Here is a 19979-nt window from a genome sequence, read left to right as displayed (position 1 = left end):
TCCTTGCTCATGCGCTCGTAGATCCCGGCGCGGACTTCCGTTTCTGACTGTGGCACCCTACTATCTTTGCATGAGACCTAGCCGTTTGTCCCGTCACCCACACGCCCGCGCCTCGTGCAAACGTTCGTGGGGCCGATACGCCGCAGTCGGAGGGTCGTTCGCGGCGCTGACGTCGGCCGGCCTGTTCGGTGCGGGTTGTGCGTCCGCGCAAGCCCCGGCCGCCACCGTACCGACAGCCCCCGTCGCAGTCGCCCCGGCGACCTGGACCGAGCGCGACTGGTCGGCCGACTTCACCGCGACCCCGGTGCGCCCGGCCAACGGGTTCTTCGCCGGGCAGGGCCTCGACGTCGCCTTCGACCAGATGGGCGCGGCGTGGGGGATCGGCGAGTTCGCCATGCAGGCCACACGCGCCAAGGGTGACGCGGCCACCACGCACCAGCTCCCGATCAAGGCGTACGGCAACTGGCAGTGGACCAAGCCGTTCCGCTCACTCCTCAACGGTGGGCAGCGCTCCGAGTCGTCCGACCTCGGCGAGTCGGTCATCTACGCTGCCGGCGCCGTGTGGATCGCCCAAGGAGGCGGGCAGGACGCGGGCCTCACACAGAACCACTCGATCCTCACCCGGATCTCCACGACCGCGCCGTACACGGCCTGCCAGATCCCGATCCCGGGTGACAACCAGCACCTGATCGGGCTCGCCCACGACACCAAGCGGAACCGCGTGTACTTCGCCACCAGCGAGGGCCCGGACGGGTCGAACCTCGGCTGGGTCAAGGCCGGCGGGCTGGGCCCGCGGTGCCAGAACGGGCTGGACTACGGCGGGAACCCGGCGCTGACCGCCACGCAGAACGCGGCGCTCGCGGTGGCCGCGCAGCAGACGATCGACGGCCTGAGGTGCACGTCGGCTCAGGACGCCACTGCGACCGGGAACTGCGTGCACGTCGAGCCGGTGTCGATGCCGACCGGTGCCGCGCACCTGGCGTACGACGCCGCCAGCGACTCGCTGTGGTCGACGAACTGGGCCGACCGGGTGCTGCGGCAGTACGAGCTGGCGAGTAGGACGCTACTCACGCACACCGCGCCGGAGTCGCCGTACACGGGCCCCGCGCTCTTCGGCGCGACGCCCTGGCAGATCGCCGCCAACGCCACCCACGTCTTCATGACCGAGTACAACGGTCACCGGCTGCTCTCCTTCGAGAAGGCGACCGGCACCTGGTCGGCGATCGAGACTCCGCTCGACCTCCTCGGCGTCGATGGATTGGACGTGCAGACGCACTCGCTGACACTGTCCGGGGACAGCCTGTGGTTCACCGTGGCCGACGAGGAGCACGGCGTCGCGACGGCGGTCGGCCGGGTCAGCGTGAGCGGCTGGGCGGCCGGTACGCCGCACGGTGTGCTCTACAGCGGCTGGGGTGAGGGTCACTCGTTCCGTGGGGTCGACGTCAGCCCGACCGGCGCCGTGGCCCTGGCTGACGCCCCGGACGGGGCGACGCTGCTGCTGACTCCACGGATTCCTGCACCCGCGAAGTGCTCGCCTGGGATCATCGAGTGCGGGGGTGGAGCGTGAACGGCAGGCAGACGTGGCGGCAGTGGCTCGCGGTCGCGCTCGTCCGCTGGACGCGGCGGTGGCTTGGGCGCTAGTACGCGCTCAACTCCGCCCGCAGGTTCTTCGCCTGTGGCGACCCGTTGTACGGCGGCTCGTCGAGGATCGTCACGATCCTGCCCATGCGCTTCTTGATCCACGAGATACGACGGTCCTCCGGGAGATCCAGGATCGGCGCGAGGGCGTCGCGCGTGCCTTCGAGCTCGCCGAGCTGGACGCGCGCAGTAGCGGCGTACACCCGGCACAACGCTTCGTCGCTCAGGGACCGGTCTACGACCGGCCCTGTTTCCCAGTCGAGGACGGCGGCCACGGCCTCCCGTTCGGCCAGATGCCACTCTTTGCTCTCCTCCCCGAACACCAGCGACGAGCCTGCGTAGTAGCGCTGCTTGGTCTCCCGGAACGCGAAGATCCCGGCGCCATCCGGGCCGGGGACCTCACGGGCGCGCTCGGCGTCGTTGAGGACGGCGGCCACGCTCGCCGACGCGCCGAGCCCTGCCATGGTCTGGGCCTGGCCACAGAGGAGCCGGGCCAGTGCGGGTCCGCCGTGCACGTACTGCTGCCCATCGATCGCGTAGGCCAGTGCGCGGGGGAAGTCCTCGGTGAACCGCGTGATCAACGACTGCGTGCCGCGGACCCACGCCCGCAACTCGTCGTCACCGGCGAGTACGGCGCACCGCCAGGCCGCCTCCGTGTGCTGCAGGGCCTGGTCGGGTTGCCCGAGGTCGAGCGCGGCGTACGCCAGCACGCCGGACATGCGTCCGGTTGCGAGGAGGAGGTCTGCGTAGCTCTCCGCCGAGAGGCCACCGCGGCTCAGCAATGCGAGAGCGGCGTGGCGGGCGGTCGCGGCCTCGCGCAGCATCACTGACGGCGTCTCTGCCAAGTAGGCCACAGCGAGGCTAGCTGCCTGTTCCCCGATCCCGTCGACGTCCGCGGTGTCGGCTGCCAGGGCGAGTGACTCCGCGTTGGCCAGCCGCTCGAGCCGTCGCTGCTCGAGTCGAGCGTCACGCTCGGCCGTGTCGCGATCCCAGGCAGCGACTACCTCGCCGGCTGCGTCGAGGTACGTGTCGGCGTCTTCGGCGAACCGCCGGTCGGGGGTGCGACGGCCGGCCTCGATGTTGGCGACTGCGGAGCGGTCGTACGTGGTCGCACGGCCCAGCTCAGACAGGGAGAGACCGCGTCGTGCGCGAGCAGTGCGCAGCGCAGATCCGAACTCACTCACCTGTTTTCACCTTCGCGCTCGACGCAACGACAACACCCAGCATATGGCGCTGTCCGAATTGCCCTAGGCACGGTGGGTGTGGCCGGACCGGCGATGCTGGACCTCCCGAGCCCGTCGCCGGTCTGGCCTTCCACGAAAGCGCAGGCTCGGGCTGGGAGTTGAGACCGATGATCGCGACCGCGTTGCAGGTGCTGCTGATCAGCGTGCGATCGATGGCCTGGTCAGCGTTGGAGCTCGGCGTCGCACTGTACTTCGGGCTGATGATCTCGTTCATGCTCCGATGAGCGACGTCGGGTCGACGATCGCCACGGCGGTCATCATCGCGGCCGTGGTCGCGGGATCAGTCGGCATGGTGGTGTGGGTGGTGTTCAACGACCGCTGGCGGCGGTGACCCGGCTGTAGACGCGAAAGAGCCGCCCCCTCTGTGTGGAGGGGGCGGCTCTCTGTGGTGGCGCGGTTAGACGATCGTGATGGTCCCGACGTGCAGGATCGGCACGCTCGGCGTCGCAGTGAGCTTGGCGTGTACCTGGTAGAGGCTGCCGGGCAGAGCGGCGGCCGAGAAGTCCACCGGCAACGTCGTGCGGGCGGTGCGCTTCGTGCCGACGGCGCCAACCCACTCGGCCGGCCGCCAGCTGTAGATGGGTACGCCGTCGACGACGTCGGTGACGGATATCTCGACGCCCATGGTGAGGTTGACGTCGCCGACGATGTCGGCGGCTTCGATCTCCTCGAGGCTGCCGCGGGAGATGGTGACGTGCCGCTTGCTCGTGTGCATGGTGCTCCCGTTCGTCGTGAAGGGGCGGACGAGGTGGCCTGGCTGCCACCGGCGGCGCGCTACGCCGCCGGTGACGTCGCTCAACGTCGGGGTGCTACTTCCGGCGGCGACACCGGCCGGCGCTACTGCCTGCCCGGTCCCGGTGACCGTCACGGCGCCGTCGCCGTCCGCCTGTGCGGCCGGCGCGGACGGTGCCCCGGCGCCTGCGATCGCCAGTGACCCGGACCCGTCGACGTCGGCAGCTGGTGCGGCCGCGGCACCTGTGCCGGTGAGGGATACGGCGCCTGCTCCGGCAGTCTGGCCGGCTGGCGCGGTGGCTGCTCCCGAGCCGGTGACGGTCGAGCCGACCGTGCCGGAGCCGGATGCCTCACCCGCTGCGGCTGCCGCCGTACCGGCGCCGGTGACGGTCAGCGTGCCAGCACCGTCTGCGTCACCCGCGGGCGCCGTCGCCGCGCCGGCGCCCGTGAGGGCGACAGTCCCGGATCCCGCCGCCGTACCCGCGGCGGCAGCTGGCGCGCCAGTGCCTGTGATGGTTCCGAGGTTGGGCCAGTCGTCGGCGAGGACGACGCGGTCGATCTTCTGCGTGCCCGCGCGGGCGCCGGTGTGCGGGTGGCCCCACCGGTAGATGCTCGGCAGTGTCGCAACCGCGGTCGCCCCGGTGAGGGTTTCCAGCGGCGTGGCGCCGGTCTCGGTGTAGATCCGGACTTCCTGCGTCGCGGTGCCGGTACGTCGCTCGATCCGGTACCAGGTGCCGGTGGACAGAACCGTCGAGCTGGTGTCGACTTCGGTGGTGAGCCCCGAGAAGATGCCCACGGTGCCGTTGGAGTGCACCCGCAGCGCGGCAGTGTGTGTGGCTCCGACCAGGACCGTGGCGACGGTGCTGTCGCTGCCGGGGAGGGCTTCGAACCGCAGGTAGAAGGCGTCGTACTCGGCGGTGAGGTTGTCCTGCATGTACTCGGTGACATCGGCGGTGATCTCCGCGCACAGGCCTCCGCCGATGCCGCCGGTCGCGTAGGTCGGGGTGCCGGAGATCGTGTCGAAGCTGTCGGCGACGGTGTTGCCGACCGTGCCGGTGATGGGGTGGTCGCGGAGTATCGCCATGCGCTCCTCCGTTCAACCCGTGGTCACGCCGCTGTGGTGATCGTGTACGAGCCGTCCTCGTCCCCGGTGATGCAGCCGGCGCCGGTCTGCTGCGCGACGGGGAGCGTGGTCCACGGCGGCGTCCCCTGCTTGCCGCCCATGAGGACGTTCGTCAGGCGCACGCGCGGCGAGACGGGCAGCGGAGCGGCCGGGGAGGTGCTCTTCGTGACGTGCAGGATCGGGACCGCGGAGTCGACCGCGCCGCCAACCGTCTGCGCGTCGACCGCGTGCCATACGCACATCTGGTCGATCGACACCTGCGTGTCGGAACCGCGTACGCCGATCAGGCCGCCGTCCGGAGCGCCCCACGAGTTCTTGGCTGTGGTGGCGGCCGGGTCGGTCATGCCTTGCGCGACGACGATCTGGGAGAAGCCGACCGCCCCGCCGTTGATCTGCAGCACGGTGCCGTCGCTGGCGGCAGTGCCGGTCTGTCCCTCGGTGCGGATGCCGTGGAAGAACAGGCCGCGGTTGTTGATGCGGCTGCCGGTGACCAAGATCCCCCGCCAGTGGTTGTTGCAGGACAGGTAGATGGGTCCGACGTTGGTGTTCGCGCAGTCGGCGAAGATCATCATGTAAGCCTGGTCGCCGGAGCCGCCAGCGCCCGGGCCGAGACCTCCGGAGCCGATGTTCAGCGACGAAGCGCCGCACCACCACAGCGAGTCGGAGCCGCCGATGTTGAACGGCGTGTTGTGGAATCCGTTGACCTGCCACGGGCCCTTGGTGACGCAGAAGTTCGTGCGGCACTTCTCGGCCGCCGTGCCGAGTACGCCGTAGAAGCCGCGGAACTGGAGGGTGTCGCCGGTGAACCCCCAGAGCACCGCGCTCGGTGCGGTGCGGATGAACACGGTGTCGCTGCGGTTGGACGTGGACGCGATATAGTCCACGGCGATGCCGCGCGACGTGCCGGAGGAGATGTCGATCCATGGCCCGGGGACGTTGATGTTGAACTTCGTGGTCAGTGACACGCCGAGCTCGTCGAAGGTCATCGAGTTGGGCGGCGCACAGATTGCGAAGTGGTCGAACGGCTTCCCGATGCCGCGGGTGAAGGTGTGCTCGCGGGCGGTCGGCCGGATGACCCGCTTGTAGGTGTCAGCGCCGAGATGGACCATCGCGTTCTTGAGCCGCGCGTCGTCCCCGGTGTACGACGGGTCGCCCGGGACAGACGTCGGGTAGGAGTCCAGAGCAACAACGCCGAGGTGTGCATGCGAGTCGCGTACGCCGGCCTCGATCTTCGCCATCAGCGCGGCGTCGACCGTGTTCCGCGTGGCCCAGTTCTCGGGTATGTACGGCATCACTGACCCCCGAACGTCGCGGGGAGAGTGGCGGGCAACGTGAGCGACGGGGCGGTGTTGATCGTCAGCGTCGTGGTGAAGATCGCCTCATGCCCGGCCGCATCGACAACGGGCCGGGTCAGCGTGACCTGGGCCATCGGCTCAGGAGGCGACGGAGACGTGTACGAGAGTCGGGTCGTTCGAGTCGACCACGAACGACACGCGCGGGTCGTCGCACGACGGTGGCCCGTAGGTCAGGGGGTCGGACACGATCAGCTGGGACTCGAAGGTGGTGACGTTGCCCTGCGAGTCGGTGACGGTGCGCCGGATGGTTTCGGTCTGCGAGTCGGGGTCCTGGGCGATGGTTCGCCACTCGGAGCTTCCGCCCGGCTGGACGGTGCCTGGGGTCAGGGTGTTCTGGGTGATGACGGGTGCGGCCATGGTTTGCTCCAGTGGCTCGGGTGCTGCTAGTGCTTGGGGTAGCCCGTGCGTGTGGAGCGCGCGGGTCAGGCGGCCTCTCGGGTTTTGCTGCCCGGGAGGCCGTCGCGGTCAGCCCGCAGGCTGGGTGTACGTGAAGCTGGTGATATCCACCGTGACGCCCACGCTGATCGTGGTCGTGGCCAGCTCCAGCGAGCCGCCGCCTCCGGTTGCTGTGACGTCGCCGACGAACACGTTGTCGCCGGAAGCGTCCTCCACGACGTACGACGCAGCGGTGCCCGCGGCGACGCCCGTCACGGCCGCCGGGTCGGTGGCAGTGACGACGCCACCGGAGGCGGCGCCGAACGAGGTCACAGCGAACGCCACGGTGGCGAGCAGCGTGCCCGAGCCCTCGGTGTCGCCGTTGGCCGGCGTCGCGCCGGTGTAGATCTTGAGCGTGCCGGCACCGGCATCGGCGTCGACCAGCGCGGCCACCGAGTTGGCGGACGCGTTGCGGGCTGCGGTGGACAGGCGGGTGATTGCCATGTCAGCTCTCCTTGGGGTGCGGGTGGAGCACGTAGCGGTTGAAGATGATGCGGGCGATGAACGTGCCGACGGCGTACGCGAGCACGAGCGCACACACCCAGGCCGCGAACGCCGTACGAGCGCGCATCAGGTGCCTGCCTCAGTACCCTGGGGGCGGCTTCCAGCAGCCGGTGCGGGGCGGGCAGTCGGGCGGGTCGCACGCGACGATTCCGCACGGCGCGACAGCCTCGGCCCGGTCCTCCGTGGTGGCGGTGAAGAGGAACCCGATCGCCACCATGATGACGACGGTCACGACCCGCATCAGTCGACCCACACGATCCGGGTCGCCCCGTTGTGACCGTGAAGGTTCTCCACGTTCTCGGCGTGCGGGTGTAGGACGGTGGTCGGGTAGACGGTGCCCCACGGGTGCTCGATCGGCCCGTGCCAGCGCATGGCGACGGTGCCGTCGGAGAACTCGACACCCTCGGCCACGACGCCCGTCCCGGAGATACCGGTCACGTCCTCGTCGCGGACAACCTGGAAGCGGCGCATGGTCAGCTCCAGTTGCGGGTGTCGATGTTGGGGGTGCGCCAGACCGCGGCCGATGTGACGACGCAGGTCACTGCGGCGGTCACCCACTCGGCGGTCGTGATCGAGCTGCCGCCGGGTGATGCCTCGGTGACGGCCGCGCCGATGAGTACGGCGCCAGGTGCGGCGAAGGCCACGAGGCCCTTGGCGACGCGGCGGAGCTTGTCGAGCAGGTTCATCAGTTCTCCTCGGGTAGGTGAAGCCGGGCGATCACCGCGAAGTGGTCGCTACCGTTCTTGGGCCCGAGACGAGCGGATTCGACGGTGACGTCGGCTGAGACTGCGATGCGGTCGACGGTCGGTCCGGCGTCGGTGTACCGCGGCTCGACCAGGCCGGCGCCGAGGATGTCCCACCGCTTCCGGTTCGGGTCACCCCCGACCAGCACCGGGAGGCCGCGCGCGCGGAGGTCGCCGACGACGCGGCGGAGGACGCGGCGGTTGTTGAACCACTGCGCCAGGCGCCACACCACGTTGAGCGGTGGCGGGATCCGGAACGCGCCGGAGATGAAGTGGACGTTCACGACGGCGAACCGGACGCCGGTGGCGATGTGCTCCAGGATCACCCAGCAGACGAACCGTGCCGGGCTTACCCCGGCCCTGGCCTCGGAGGCCTTCTCCGAGTCGAACGCCACGAGGCGGAACAGGTCGGGCCGGTAGCTGATGGAGTTCATGCCCGGCCCGAAGTCGTCGTCGTTGAACGTCACGTGGTGGTAGGGCAGCGTCCTGGCGAGGTCGGCGCGGACCTCGGCGTTGATGCACTCCTGCCAGCAGATGACGTCGCCAATCGGCTTCCACAGCACGTCACCGCGGTGGGTGTTGTGGGTGGCGAAGGTGAGCGTCAGGCTTTTGGGTCCGGCTCGACCTCGCCCTTGCTCATCCCGTGCAGGTCCTCGTGCATGAAGGACAGCAGCGAACCTGTGCCGATGGTCTTGCCCTCCAGCACGCGATTCGGGACCTGGTGAGCCCACACGGACTCGGTCTGCTCTTCGCGGGCGGCGGCCAGCTCCTTGCGCACCAGGGCGGGCACCTCGGCGCGCAGGATGGCGCGCAGTTCCTCGGGGGTCATGTCGTCGTCCTCCTTGATGAATCGGCGAAGCTCGGCTTCACCTTCGGCTGCGGTGTATCCGAGACGGTCGATCTTCCGGTTGGGCGCCCACGTGGAGTGCTCCAGGTGCGCGACGATCTGGTGGTACTCACGCAGGGCGGCGTTCGAGCGGCCCATGAACTCCCGCATCGTCATCGACTTGCCGTTGCGGGGGTTGGTGAGCTTGCGGTCCCAGTCGGCGGCGTTGAGGCCGCCTTCCCACTCGGTGCCCCACACGTAGCGGCGCGCCGAGTCGCGGGGGATGGTGAAGGTGCCGGCCGTCTTGGCCTTCACAGTCAAGGGGCCGCCTGCTCCGGGGTGGTTGGCGTACCCGAACGTGATGATCCGGTAGCACAGGTCGTACCCGCCGTACCCGTTGCACAGCGGCCCCGGGACGTCGGAGCGGCCCGACTTGCAGAGCGCGAGGACCGGGGTCAGGTTCGAGCCGAACCGCGAGACGGTGTGGTGAGACATCTCGCCGACCACGAACAGGGCATGCCACATGCCGTGGGTGTTCGGCCGGCCGGGCTGCAGCTCGATCGACACCTCGGGGACGCCGTGCGCGAGCATCACGGCTTTCAGGACCTGCGCCTTCTCCAGCGCCGTGAGACGGTCGTTGCCCATGGCGAACCGGGCGACGCGGAAGCCGTTGCTTTCGTCGTCGGCGGTGTCGATGGTCTCGCCGAGGCGGCGGCCTTCCTCGGCCTCCTCGATGGTGACCGTGCCGAGGAGGTCGCACACGTCGACCCAGCGGCCGTTGCTCGGCGGGCCGTCGGGGTCGAGGAGGGTGTCGGCCATGGTGGTGGTCTCCTACAGGTCGATTCCGGGCAGGGGGACGTCGTGGCAGTCGCAGCCGTCGGCGTCGCAGGGAAGTAGGTGGTGTTCGTGCGGGCAGGCCGTGCAGCTCATCTGCCGGGAGACGGGCGGCTCGGCGGGCATTGCTGCCTGCGCTAGAAGGCCTTGGGCAGGAGACTGCCGAGGATGCCCGCGAGGAACGCCGCAGCAGTGGCGGCTCCGACCGCCCACATCCATCGGCCCTTGAGCACCTGGACGTCGGCCTCGACGACGCTGAACCGCTCCGGGAGCCCAGCCTGGCGGAGAGAGTTGATGTACGCGTCGTGCTCGGCAAGCTGCGCGGGGAGCGGGTGCAACTCGGTGCGGATCCCTGTCAGCGCCGCCTCGATGCGCCCGTAGCGCTCGTGCGACTCCCGGTACATCGTCTCGGGCGTGATGACCACCGACCCCGGCGGCACCTGCTCGTCGGTCATGAACGGCTCCTCACTAGTAGGTGGAGAACACGCAGTCGATGAAGAACTGGGTCGGAGCCGGGTCCGACGGCGAGCCGGTGGTCTGGCCGCGCCGGTGGAGCGTCACGGTGCCGTCGGAGTTGATGAGGAACCGTCCTTGGGAGGTCAGCGGCAGCGTGTCATTGATGCGGCGGGTCGTGCCGGTTGGTCGATAGCCGGTGGGCAGGGTGAACGCTGTGTCGCCGTCGGCGGCGGTGTTCACGTTGATCTGCCCACGCAGGTGGACGTTGCCGACCGGGTCCTTGCGGTACTGCGGGGTCGGTGACCCAGCGGTGTACAGCCCCGAGATCGTCAGGTTGTCCCAGCCGTCGGTGCCCTTGATACGGGCGAACCCGGCGCCGTCGAGCTTGGTTAGCGCGCCTTCGGCGTCGGTGGCCGCCGACTCGAAGGTGCCGGGCACCGCCGACGGCGGGAAGTTGTTGCTCGCCGGCGCGGTCGCCGACAAGGTGTCGAGGATGTCGATCGTGTAGGTCCGGGTCCCAACCGCCGGTGTCGCCTGCAGCCGGACGGCGCTGCCCGTTGCGGCGACGTAGCCGCGGGACTGGTCAGCGGCATCCGGGTTGCTGGTCTCCGCGACCTGTGGGGCCGGGGGGTGCTCCACCGACAGCCAGGACCGGTTGGACCACGAGAACGACGTGAGCGGGCTGGCCATCGTCTCGTGGGTGCCGGTGCCGCCGGCGTCTCCGTCGTACCAGGTGTACGCGACGTCTACCGTCGCTGTGGTCGGCCGGCGCGAGTAGTGCCAGACGTTGCCCTCGGTGTCGAGGTGGTGGAACCGGGTGCCGTCCCAGTAGAGCCCCCGGACTGGAGCAGCTGCGGCGCGCGCCCACGCGTGGGTGGGCTGTGACCCGCCGCTGGAGTTGAACGCCAAGACGGCCTGGCTCCAGGTCGCGATGATGCGGGTGGCGCCGAAGTCCGCGGTCCCGACGAACAGGCCGGTCAGGTCCTTCGGGGTCGGCGAGTTGCAGGTCGTGGTCGTTTGGATCGCACCGGTCGCCGGGGTGAAGGTTCGTACGACGATCCGGTCGGTCCCGGACACGGTGTTCCAGCGGGCGATCGCGACGTTGGTGCCGTCGTTGCCGATCGCGGGTCGCTTGCCGGTGGATTCCTGTGTGTACTCCCACTCGCCGGTCTTCGCGAAGGTGCCGCCGTCGATGATGTAGACGAACCAGCGGCCGTCACGGGCGAGGTCTTGGCCGAGGACGTAGTACGTCGAGGAGAGCCTGGTGATCCCGGACGGCTGGAACAGGTTGAGGTTGGTGCCGGTGACCTGGGTGTTCAGGACCCCGCCGGTGGTCTTGTCGGCGGCCAGGATCCATAGTCCGCCGAACGCGAACGTCGAGAGCCAGCTGGTGCCGGCCGAGTTGTCGGTGAGGCCGTAGAGGATGTCCTGGCCGCTGACCAAGCCGATCACCAGGTTCGGCCAGGTGCGGGAGACTCCGGCGGGCTGGGTGGGGTTGGTGACGCCGTTTGCGAGGCGCACGGTGCCGAACAGTTGGGTGAGGCCGTAGAAGTTGGCGTTGTCCTCGACGGTGAGGGACCGGGCGATCAGGTGTGCGGTGATCTGTGCCGGGGTGACGCCGTCGACGGGCAGGGTGATCGTGCCGCCGCCGGGTTGCGGGATGACGAGGCCCTCTTCGGCGTCGATGTAGGCCACGCCGACCTGGATGCGGCCGGCGAGGATGAACCCGGCGACGACCTCGGCGGCGACAACGGTGCGTACGGCGTCAACGTCGAGCTGGGCGAACGCCTGGGTGCCCGCCGCGGCGGAACCAATGATGTTCTTCGCGACCGCGCGGAGGTAGTACGTCGTGTCGAGCTGGAGCGGGGACCCGTCGGGCAGCTTCTCGAGTACGTACACCGTGGCGCGTGTCGTCACGCTGAGGGTGGCGCCGCTGGGGATGAACCCGTCGGTGGTGGAGATGTGGTACTCGATCTCGGTGGACGCCGCGACCTCGTCGGCACGGATGATCAGGGCGTTCGGCGCGCCGGTCACGGTCAGCGCCGGCGACGTGGCCGGCGGCGCGGTTGGCAGGGTGATGTCCGGCAGGGTGTCCGGGTCGATGTAGGTGGCGTCGCCGATCGGCTGCTTCCCGTCGACCTTCACGATCCGCAGGTCATCGCCGTCCCAGTCGAGTACAACGGACTCGCCGCCCTCGGTGCGGATCGTCTGCGTGAGCAGCGGGACCAGGGCGTGGTCGATCGACGCCTCGACAGGGTCGCCGTCCTCCTGGCCGTCGAGGATGACGTGCCCGACGTACTCGGTGACGGGCTGGCTGTTGTCGGCGTCCCACACCTCCACCCGGTCCTCGACAGCGGCCGCCGCGGCGAGCGGGTTCGCGAGGGTGATGGTCGCGAGGGTGTCGTCGATCGTGAGGTACGGCATGATCACGCCGTTCAGGCGCAGCCACCCGCCCTCCTCATCGAAGTCCGCGACGTCGCCGACCGTGAGCACCGTGGCGTTGACCAGGGCGGCGGCGGTGAGCTCGTCGCCGTCCCACCGCTGATCGACCGCGCTCAGGTGGCCGCGTTCCTGGGTCATCGGACCGGGACCGCCTGCAGCCCGCCCCGGCCGCGGCCCGGCCGGCTACGGCGAGCACGGGTGAGGCGGCGTACGACGCTGATCGTCATCGGCTGCCCCTCCTCGATCCCATCGGGCGCGCCGGCGAGCGGGTACGCCCACTTCTGCATGCGGAGCAGGAACCGGCCGTCGGCGCAGTCGACGGCGACCATGTCGCCTTCGTCTAGGTGGGGGACCGGGATGACGTCGACGGTGTACTCGGTGATCGTGCGGGCCTGGTCGTCCCTCAGTCGCAGCGCCTTCTTCTCGGCTTCGGCCCTGGTCTTGATCTGGTCGTTCTCCTCGCGCCGCGCGATGGTGTGCAGCGCGCCGTTCCTGGCGAGCGACTGCCGCGACATCGGGTGCGCCTCGGGCAGGTACGCCTGGCCGCGGACCCGGATCTTCGAGCCCTTCGGCTTCGCGCCGAGGACCTCCCACGCGTTGTAGCCCTGAGTGGAGCGGTGGATCAGCGGCTCGTCGAGGAGCATCCGGTCGCCGAAGGTGAACACCGGACGGCCGGAGTAGCCGCGGAGCTGGGGTACGCCGGCGCCGTCGTAGAACAGGTGGCGGTCCATCGACCGCGCCAGGTTCTTCGCCTTCGGCAGCGGTGAGTCCATCCGGCCGATGGTGAGGCGGTTCGGCATGGTGATCGGCAGGTCCGGGACCCCGCCGAGCCGGGTCTCGCCGACGCCGGCCAGCAGCGCGCGGATCACGCTGGTTTTCCGCATCTTCTTCGGGAAGGTCCGCGGCGACCACTGCTGGCCGAGTGCCTGCCGGTCCCAGCCGTGCGCGACGACCGACACCACGGGGCCCTGCCGGTCGAAGTCCCAGATCGGGCCGTAGAACACCGGGCAGTCGATCCAGGCGTCGAGTTCCGGGACCAGCACGGAGTCGATCACCGAGATCGCGCGCGACCGGTGCATGGAGGCCTCGGACGGGGAGTCCGGTTCGAACCCGAGTGTGCGGCCGGGGTCGAGGAACCGGAGGTCGAGGATCCTGGTGACCTCGGCGGTGGAGTCGACCATGACCTGGCCGTCGAGGATCCGCGGGGTGAGCTCGCGCTGCACGATGCCGTTGAGGTTGGTGATGACGACCTCGCGGCGCCGCCAGTGCGTGCTGCGGAGGGTCTGGTGGTAGAGCCGCAGCTCGGCTGCGTTGAGGCCGAGGCGTCTCACGCCTGGAACCCGATCTCGGTGTGGTCGACCTGCCAGAACTCGAACGCCACCTGGTGCCGCAGCATCTTCGGGTTCGTGTCCGGGTGCGGGGAGAACGTCAGGTTCCGCAACCGCACCTTGATGGCCATGTCCGCGGCGACCAGCCACACCGGATCGGTCGGCGCGTCCTTGATGTCCTGCAGCCGCGCGAGCGCCACGGTCAGCGAGATGTCCTCGACCGGCTCAGTGTGCACCCAACCCTTGAACGGCCCGGACAGACCCTCCTGGGCGTAGATGATGTCCACCGGCACCGGCGACCCCAACGGCGCATAGGTGGCCCGCCGCTCCCGCATCGCCCACTCCTCGACACCGACGCCGCGGAGCTTCACCGCCTGGTGGGCCTCGGTGATCAGCCACACGCCCTCGACCTTGGTGGTCACGTTCGCCGTGTTCGACGGCGGCGACTGCTTCTGGTTCACCACGGCGCGGACGGTGTAGGAGTGCTGCTGGTGCGGCGCGGCGTACCCGTCGTCAGTCCACTCGTACACCCCACCGCCCGGCGCGATGACGTCGGACGGGTCGGGCCGTGCGATCACCACACCGTCGCGCCGTACGACCCACGCGTCCGGCGCGGCCGCGCGGTTCCAGGTGAGCTTGACCTGGGGGCTCTTCCCGACCTGTACGGCGGTCAGTGAGTTCGGCGCGGTCAGCAGGTCGTCGTCGTCGAAGGTGAAGGTCCGCCACTCCTCCATGTGCGGGAAGTCCCCGATCGACCCTTCGCGGTCGGCCTGGCTGTCGCGGGCGAACACGCCGACCTGGTAGTTGGAGTCGTCCTTCAGGATCAGCAGGCCGTTGGCGTTCCGTAGCGGGAGGGTGTGGGCGATGTTGGTGGCGTGGGTGGCGGGCCGCCACCCGGTGTCGTACCGGACACCTGCCTTGCTGGGCCCGGTGATCTTGATCCGGTACTGCGTCAGGACCCCGGACGCGATGTGGGCGAGGATGTCGCTGGTCGGGTCGAACAGCACGCCGGCGATGCCGGGGTTGTCGATGATCAGTGTCGGCTTCGCGACGAACTTCATCGACACCCAGTCGGACCACGCCGACCACAGCCCGGCGCCGTCCTGGACGCGGACCCGCCACCATGTCGTGTTCCCAGCGCCGATCCCGAGGTACGCCGAGGTCGCCAGGTTGTACTCGGGGTCCGGTGACGTGACGGTGCCGGACGCGAACGCCGGCGTCGTGCCGTTCTGTGCCGGGTCGATCTGGACCTGGAACGCCGCTTGCTCGGTGTTCCCGCCGAAGTCGATGAAGTCCCACGACAGCGTGGGCTTGTCCTTGGCGACCACGCCGCCGCCGGGGTTCAGCTGGACCGGCTGCTCGGGTGCGTCCGACAGGACGGTGACGAGCTCCCAGGAGTCGAACGGCTGGTCGAACCCGCGCCACTGGTGGGTGGTCGCGGAGTCGGTGGTGATCCTCCACCCGTAGTTCGGGTTGCCGTTCGCGATCTGCTGGATCAGCGTCGTCACGTCGATCTCGACGACGTCACCCGGGGCGAGCGCGCCGGTGGCTTCGGTGGCGATGGTCCCAGTGACGCCGGGCTGGTTGGTCCAGTTCGCGGTCTTCGCCGACCACGAGGCGGTCAGCCGCTGCACCGACACGGTGTTCGCGATCCACGCGGGGTTCCCGGCGGCGCGGCCGATCAGGGTGGCGGACAGCACGGTGCGGCCCTTGATCCGGCCGGGGTTGATGAACAGCAGCGTCCGGGCGACCGCGGTGATCATGCGGGGGTACTTCGCGTCCCCGGACTCCTTGTTGGGCAGGGTCGAGGTGACGTAGGTGTCGTAGCCCTTGCGGACGGTGATCGTGGTCATCGGCCGCTCCTCACCTCATCGAACCGACGCTCCTCGTCGATCTCCGCGCGGGCCGCGACAGACGCGACGCCTTCGACGTACGCCGGCCCGAACTCCGAGTCGAGGCGGCCGGACATGGTGAAGTGGGTAGGCCAGTTGGCGGCCTGGCTCCGGGATGACTCCATGCGCCGCAGGTCAGGGCCGGCAGCGCGTGCCCAGCCGCCGTCGGCGTACCACTCGACCCGGCCGCCGAACATGTCGGCGGTGCGCGACAAGATCTCCTTCGCGCGCGGGCGGCGGTGGTCGTTGGCGTGGGGGATGTACGACTCCCCACCGGTCTCCGGCTCCGCCCACACCCGCCACGCGCCCGCGCCCGCGATCTCCGGCTGGTGACCGTTCGGGACGTCCATGCCGCCGGATGCGTACGTCTGCACGTTGCCGGACCACATGCCGCCGGTCGCCTGGAGGTTGGCAATGTCGCGGCGCTTCTGGTTGAAGTACTCGTTGCGGATCGTGTTGATGGTGATGGTCGAGGTGATGTCTCGGTCCGCCTGGTTCTGCAGGCTGATGATGTTCCGCAGCTTCCCAGCCGCGAGGTCCTTCAGCAGCGCGGTCGCCTCGCGCTCCGAGAGCCCGTACTTGTCGATCAGGCCCTGGACCGTCTTGATCCGCCCGGACGCCACGTCACGCAGCGCCGCGGACGCCTCGCCCTCGGTGAGGCCGTACTTCTCCAGCGCGGCCTGGACCCGCGCGAGCTTCGCCGACGCACGGTCCCGCAACTCGAGCGTCGCCTCCGCACTGAGGCTGTCCAGATCCAGCAGCTCATCGGCGAGTGCGCGGGCCTCGCTGCGGCCCTTCCCGAACGCACGAGCCGCGTCGATGATGTCCTCGCGCGCACGGATGAGGAACCGGGCGCGGCCCGGGCCCCTCAGGTTCTCGGCGAGCTTCACCGCGGTCGAGGCCATGTCGTCCAACGCCTGCTCGTTTGCCCGGCCGGCCGCGGTGTCGATGTTCAGGGTCCGGCCGTGCTCACGCAGCGACGCTGCGGCGGCGTCGACAGCGGCTTCGTAGTCTCGCCACGACGCACGCCCGGCCAGTACCCGGTTTACGCTCTCCACCGCGCGGCGGAAGTCCTCAGCTGCGCGCGCTGCGTCCGACAGGCTCCGTGCGGCGCCGTCGGCGTCGGGGCCCTCGAAGTCCTCGCCGGCGGCCTTGGCGTTGTCCAACGCCAGGGCGTACTGGGTGAAGTGCTTCTCGGCGTCCTCCGCGCTGACTCCGGCGTCGGTGCCCTTCTTGACGATCTTGTCGAACGCCGCGGCGGCCTCCTCGGCCCTGCCGCCCTCGACCAGCGCAGCCAGGGCCTCGTCGAGCTGGCTAACGAAGTCCTCGGCGTCCTCAAGGCTGCTCCGGTCGATGCCGAGGGTGAAGATGTCCGACATGACATCGTTGACCTTGCCCATCGCGGCGTTGATGTTGACCAGATGGCCGCCGACGTCCTCCAGGTTGCCCGTCCAGCGCCCATCGGACAGTGCCTCAAGGCCGCGGGTCAGGTCTGTCTCTGTGAGGTTGTTGTCCGTGAGCTTCTCGAAGGCGGCGTTGATTCCGTAGATGCCGGCGAGTGCAGCGCCGAACTGGACCGTGTTGAGGCTGAGCAGTGCGGTTCGCGTGCTCGCCGCGGTGATGCCTACGGCTGCGACAGCGGCCCGGAGTGCGGTCACGGCCTTGGCGCCGCGGCCGACCAGCACCGAGGCGGCGTACATCGCGATGAGCGGGGTCGCGGCGTCGGAGTCTGCGATCGCCGACAGGCCGCGAGCGAGGGCCTCGATGCCCTTGAGGACAGGGCCGCCGATCGGGGCAGCGGCCTGGACGATGTCGACGGCTGCCTCGGCGATCGCGCCGAACGTCGCGGCGACCTGGGGGCCGTTGGTGCGGACGTAGGCCACGAAGTCCTTGAAGCCCTCGGTCTGCGACAGGCCGTCGGCCCACTCGGCGAGGTCGTCTGTGGAGTCGACCAGCCAGCCGGTGAAGTCGTCGTTGAGGGGGTCGAACGCCATCAGCAGCTCGGTGAACGCCCGGGTCAGGTTGCCGACCGCGACACCCATGTCGGTGAGGGTCTGCCGGGAGTCGGTCTGGAGGAAGTCGAAGAACTCGTCCCACTCGTCGCCGGCCAGCGAGTCCGCCGCCCGGGCGCCGAGGTCACCGATGGTGTCGGTGATCTCCTCCAGGATCGCGGCCGCCTCAGGGCCGCGGGACTCGATGGTGTCGAGTGCCTCGGTGAAGCCTGGGAACAGTCCCTCAGCCGCGGAGAACCGCAGTTGCCGGCCGAGGGGTGCGAGAGACCGCAGTTGCTGCACGAACTGCTGGGTCGCCGGTGACAGCCGACCCATGGCGATCTGCGCGGCCTCGATGTTCTCAACGGTCGGCTCGAGGCGCGCCTTCTCGATCGCGTCGAGTGCGTCTCCGACACCCTGGAACGCGAGCACCGTCGCGCCGGCACCAATGGCGGTCAGGGTCAGCGCGGACGCGAGGCCTGTCACGGCGGGGATTCCGACGGCGCCGATCGGGATCAGCCCCGGACCGATGGTTCCGAGGATCTTTGCCAGCAGCTTCAGCCGGCCGGAGTACCGGTCGAGCGAGTTGTCGCCGTTGGTGATCTGCTGGGTGAGTGTGTGTGTGTTCGTGTTGAGCTGCGAGGTGTTCTGGTTGAGCTGGGTGATCCCGTCGTTGAGCTGCCCTATCTGGACGTTGGCTCCACGGAACGCGGACTCGGTCGCCTGCCCGGCGCGACGGATGTCTCGGATGTACCCGTCGACCATCGCGTTGAGGCGGACAGTGACAGAGCGCGCTTCGTCGGCCACAGGTCACTCCTCCTCCGGGGGGTCGATGATCGGGAGCGGCTTGGCGTCGTAGTCGCGGGTGTCCACCACGCCGAGGTACTCGACGTCGTGCTGGATCCCGTCCTTGTCCGGCGCGGACCTTGCGGTGCACGCGTGGCACACGACCCGGTGACCCACCTCGAACCAGCCGCCGCCGTTGTCCGGGTGCCAGGCGGTCGCCTTCGGGTGGCCGCAGCCGGGGCACAGCGACTCGTTGTAGAGCCGCCACGCGACCATCAGCACGCGGTCCTCAGGGGTCCACGGCGACGCCGTGACGGTGCGGAGGATCTTGCCGTCGGCGTCGTACTCGTAGGTGGTGATCGTCGGCCGGCCCCGAAGCTGCGACGGGGGGACCTGCAGCCGCTCGCAGAGGGCGAGCTCTATCCGCGCGCCGCGCGCCTCAGGACGGCCGAGGAGCGCGACGATTTTGGGACCGAGACACCTGACTCGGTGTTCACCTGCCACGCCTTGGTGGACAGCTCGGTCAGCACGGGCCGGCCGTACTTCTTCGTCAGGCGAGCGGCCTGGTCCTGGGTCATCACCGGAGCGCAGGCGGATAGCGAGATCAGCTCGAACCAGAACTCCATCGGCCGCTCCTCACCGGATGTCGCGCGGTGCTTGGTGAGGAACGCTTCCCACTGGTCCAGCTCGAGCTGCCTCATCCGCACCGACACCATGGCGTCAGCCATCTCCTGCCGCTTCGCGCGGATCTCCAGCGCCACACCGGTGGCCGTGCGACCGCTGTCGTTCATGCCCTCTTCGTCGAGCGGGTTGCCGCGGTCGTCAGTGAGGGTCTCCAGCTCGGCCTCGAGTGCCTCGATGTCGGCCTGGAGGTGCGGAGCGGTGCAGAACCGTGCGGTGCGCTCGGCGCGGCGTACGTCGGCCGATAGCAGCTTGTCGAGGTCGAGGATCTGGTCGACGATCGACGGTTCCGATACCGGGGAAGGTGCGTCGGTGCCGCTCGTGCCGTCGATGTCGCCGAGGGGGTGGTCGCTCATGGGTGGGTCCTTTGGTCGAAGTGGTCGATCTGGTCGATGGGGTGGGGCAGAGGGTGGCGGGCGCTCGACCAGGGACGCCCGCCACCCGGACTGGGTCAGGCGGAGGGTTAGGCAAGGGTCACGCGCTCGTCGACGAGCTCGGACTGGATGAAGAAGTTCTGCCGGAACTTCCGGAACCCGCCGTTGGCGTCGGGCACCAGCAGGAACGGTGTGCCGGTCAGGGCGCCGTACACGCCGACCTCCTGGCCGGCGGCGAACGCGGTCGTGTACGGGAGACCGATCCGGCGGACCAGAGTCCCAGCGATGCCCTTCTGGGTGAACGTGGTCCAGGCGTCGTCCTCCGCGACGATGGTCCACCGGAAGAAGTCCATCCCGGCCTCGTAGTTGGTGTTGCCCGGCGCGGACGAGTTGCCGGACGCGCACAGGGCGGGGTCGTTGATGGACTCGTCGCCGGTGGCACCGAGCGCGTAGTTCGCCTTCGTGACCAGGCACGACATGTCGAGCACGGTGCCGGCGTTGAGCTCGGCGGGGGTGGGGACGAGGTCGTTGGCGAGGCCGCCGTCGGGCACCCACACCAGCTTCTCGTTGGCGTCAGCCAGCATCTTCGGCATGC

Annotated in this window: 21 protein-coding genes; 1 reads left to right on the top strand and 20 read right to left on the bottom strand. The window is 69.5% G+C overall.

Going from position 1 to position 19979, the window contains the following annotated elements; translation table 11 throughout:
- Positions 1-70: 70 nt before the first annotated feature.
- A complete protein-coding gene (locus DDV73_RS11420) occupies positions 71-1567 on the top strand; it encodes an NHL repeat-containing protein (protein WP_154402730.1) in 1497 nt (498 codons plus the stop codon).
- Positions 1568-1637: 70 nt separating this feature from the next.
- On the opposite strand, the gene DDV73_RS11415 is transcribed toward DDV73_RS11420, so the two are convergent.
- The 20 genes from DDV73_RS11415 to DDV73_RS11335 form a co-directional block, all read right to left on the bottom strand.
- Entirely contained in the window at positions 1638-2822 is a 1185-nt protein-coding gene (locus tag DDV73_RS11415) for a helix-turn-helix domain-containing protein (RefSeq protein ID WP_109507373.1), read from the bottom strand.
- A 457-nt stretch (positions 2823-3279) separates the two neighbouring features.
- Complete coding sequence (locus DDV73_RS11410) at positions 3280-4698, bottom strand: hypothetical protein (protein WP_109507372.1); 1419 nt, start codon at positions 4696-4698, stop codon at positions 3280-3282.
- Between the two features lie 23 nt (positions 4699-4721).
- Positions 4722-6029 carry a hypothetical protein gene (locus DDV73_RS11405; protein WP_109507371.1) on the bottom strand — a complete coding sequence of 436 codons (1308 nt, stop codon included), beginning with the start codon at positions 6027-6029 and terminating at the stop codon, positions 4722-4724.
- Entirely contained in the window at positions 6029-6166 is a 138-nt protein-coding gene (locus DDV73_RS27925) for a hypothetical protein (RefSeq protein ID WP_154402729.1), read from the bottom strand. The genes DDV73_RS11405 and DDV73_RS27925 overlap by 1 nt, the downstream gene beginning before the upstream one ends.
- 4 nt (positions 6167-6170) lie before the next feature.
- Positions 6171-6449, bottom strand: coding sequence for a hypothetical protein (locus DDV73_RS11400; protein WP_109507370.1), 279 nt, complete (start codon positions 6447-6449; stop codon positions 6171-6173).
- A gap of 108 nt (positions 6450-6557) precedes the next feature.
- Complete coding sequence (locus DDV73_RS11395) at positions 6558-6971, bottom strand: hypothetical protein (protein ID WP_109507369.1); 414 nt, start codon at positions 6969-6971, stop codon at positions 6558-6560.
- A gap of 1 nt (position 6972) precedes the next feature.
- Positions 6973-7098, bottom strand: a complete 126-nt coding sequence (locus DDV73_RS29475) for a hypothetical protein (RefSeq protein WP_276310114.1) — start codon at positions 7096-7098, stop codon at positions 6973-6975.
- Between the two features lie 12 nt (positions 7099-7110).
- On the bottom strand, positions 7111-7272 hold the full coding sequence (locus DDV73_RS27920) for a hypothetical protein (protein WP_154402728.1): 162 nt from the start codon (positions 7270-7272) through the stop codon (positions 7111-7113).
- Entirely contained in the window at positions 7272-7502 is a 231-nt protein-coding gene (locus DDV73_RS11390) for a hypothetical protein (protein ID WP_109507368.1), read from the bottom strand. Before DDV73_RS11390 ends, DDV73_RS27920 begins: the two co-directional genes overlap by 1 nt.
- 2 nt (positions 7503-7504) lie before the next feature.
- Positions 7505-7717 (bottom strand): hypothetical protein, encoded by a 213-nt coding sequence (locus DDV73_RS11385; protein WP_109507367.1) that lies wholly within the window; start codon positions 7715-7717, stop codon positions 7505-7507.
- Complete coding sequence (locus DDV73_RS11380; protein ID WP_109507366.1) at positions 7717-8337, bottom strand: endonuclease/exonuclease/phosphatase family protein; 621 nt, start codon at positions 8335-8337, stop codon at positions 7717-7719. Before DDV73_RS11380 ends, DDV73_RS11385 begins: the two co-directional genes overlap by 1 nt.
- Before the next feature lie 38 nt (positions 8338-8375).
- A complete protein-coding gene (locus DDV73_RS11375) occupies positions 8376-9419 on the bottom strand; it encodes a hypothetical protein (RefSeq protein WP_109507365.1) in 1044 nt (347 codons plus the stop codon).
- Positions 9420-9571: 152 nt separating this feature from the next.
- Positions 9572-9889, bottom strand: a complete 318-nt coding sequence (locus tag DDV73_RS11370; protein WP_109507364.1) for a hypothetical protein — start codon at positions 9887-9889, stop codon at positions 9572-9574.
- Positions 9890-9902: 13 nt separating this feature from the next.
- On the bottom strand, positions 9903-12470 hold the full coding sequence (locus tag DDV73_RS11365; protein ID WP_109507363.1) for an RHS repeat domain-containing protein: 2568 nt from the start codon (positions 12468-12470) through the stop codon (positions 9903-9905).
- Positions 12467-13663, bottom strand: coding sequence for a hypothetical protein (locus tag DDV73_RS11360; RefSeq protein WP_109507362.1), 1197 nt, complete (start codon positions 13661-13663; stop codon positions 12467-12469). The genes DDV73_RS11365 and DDV73_RS11360 overlap by 4 nt, the downstream gene beginning before the upstream one ends.
- On the bottom strand, positions 13660-15513 hold the full coding sequence (locus DDV73_RS11355; RefSeq protein ID WP_109507361.1) for a DNRLRE domain-containing protein: 1854 nt from the start codon (positions 15511-15513) through the stop codon (positions 13660-13662). Before DDV73_RS11355 ends, DDV73_RS11360 begins: the two co-directional genes overlap by 4 nt.
- Positions 15510-18350 (bottom strand): hypothetical protein, encoded by a 2841-nt coding sequence (locus DDV73_RS11350; protein ID WP_109507360.1) that lies wholly within the window; start codon positions 18348-18350, stop codon positions 15510-15512. Before DDV73_RS11350 ends, DDV73_RS11355 begins: the two co-directional genes overlap by 4 nt.
- A 3-nt stretch (positions 18351-18353) precedes the next feature.
- The gene (locus DDV73_RS11345) at positions 18354-18611 is read right to left on the bottom strand and encodes a hypothetical protein (protein WP_109507359.1); all 258 of its coding nucleotides are present in this window, start codon (positions 18609-18611) and stop codon (positions 18354-18356) included.
- Between the two features lie 137 nt (positions 18612-18748).
- Entirely contained in the window at positions 18749-19366 is a 618-nt protein-coding gene (locus DDV73_RS11340) for a hypothetical protein (protein ID WP_109507358.1), read from the bottom strand.
- Between the two features lie 107 nt (positions 19367-19473).
- Positions 19474-19977, bottom strand: coding sequence for a phage tail tube protein (locus DDV73_RS11335; RefSeq protein WP_109507357.1), 504 nt, complete (start codon positions 19975-19977; stop codon positions 19474-19476).
- Between the last annotated feature and the right edge of the window lie 2 nt (positions 19978-19979).

The sequence above is a fragment of the Nocardioides speluncae genome, from assembly GCF_003121585.1.
Classification (GTDB): Bacteria; Actinomycetota; Actinomycetes; order Propionibacteriales; family Nocardioidaceae; genus Nocardioides; species Nocardioides speluncae.
The sequence above is the reverse complement of the archived record's forward strand: the minus strand, read 5'-3'. Positions and strand labels throughout refer to the sequence as shown.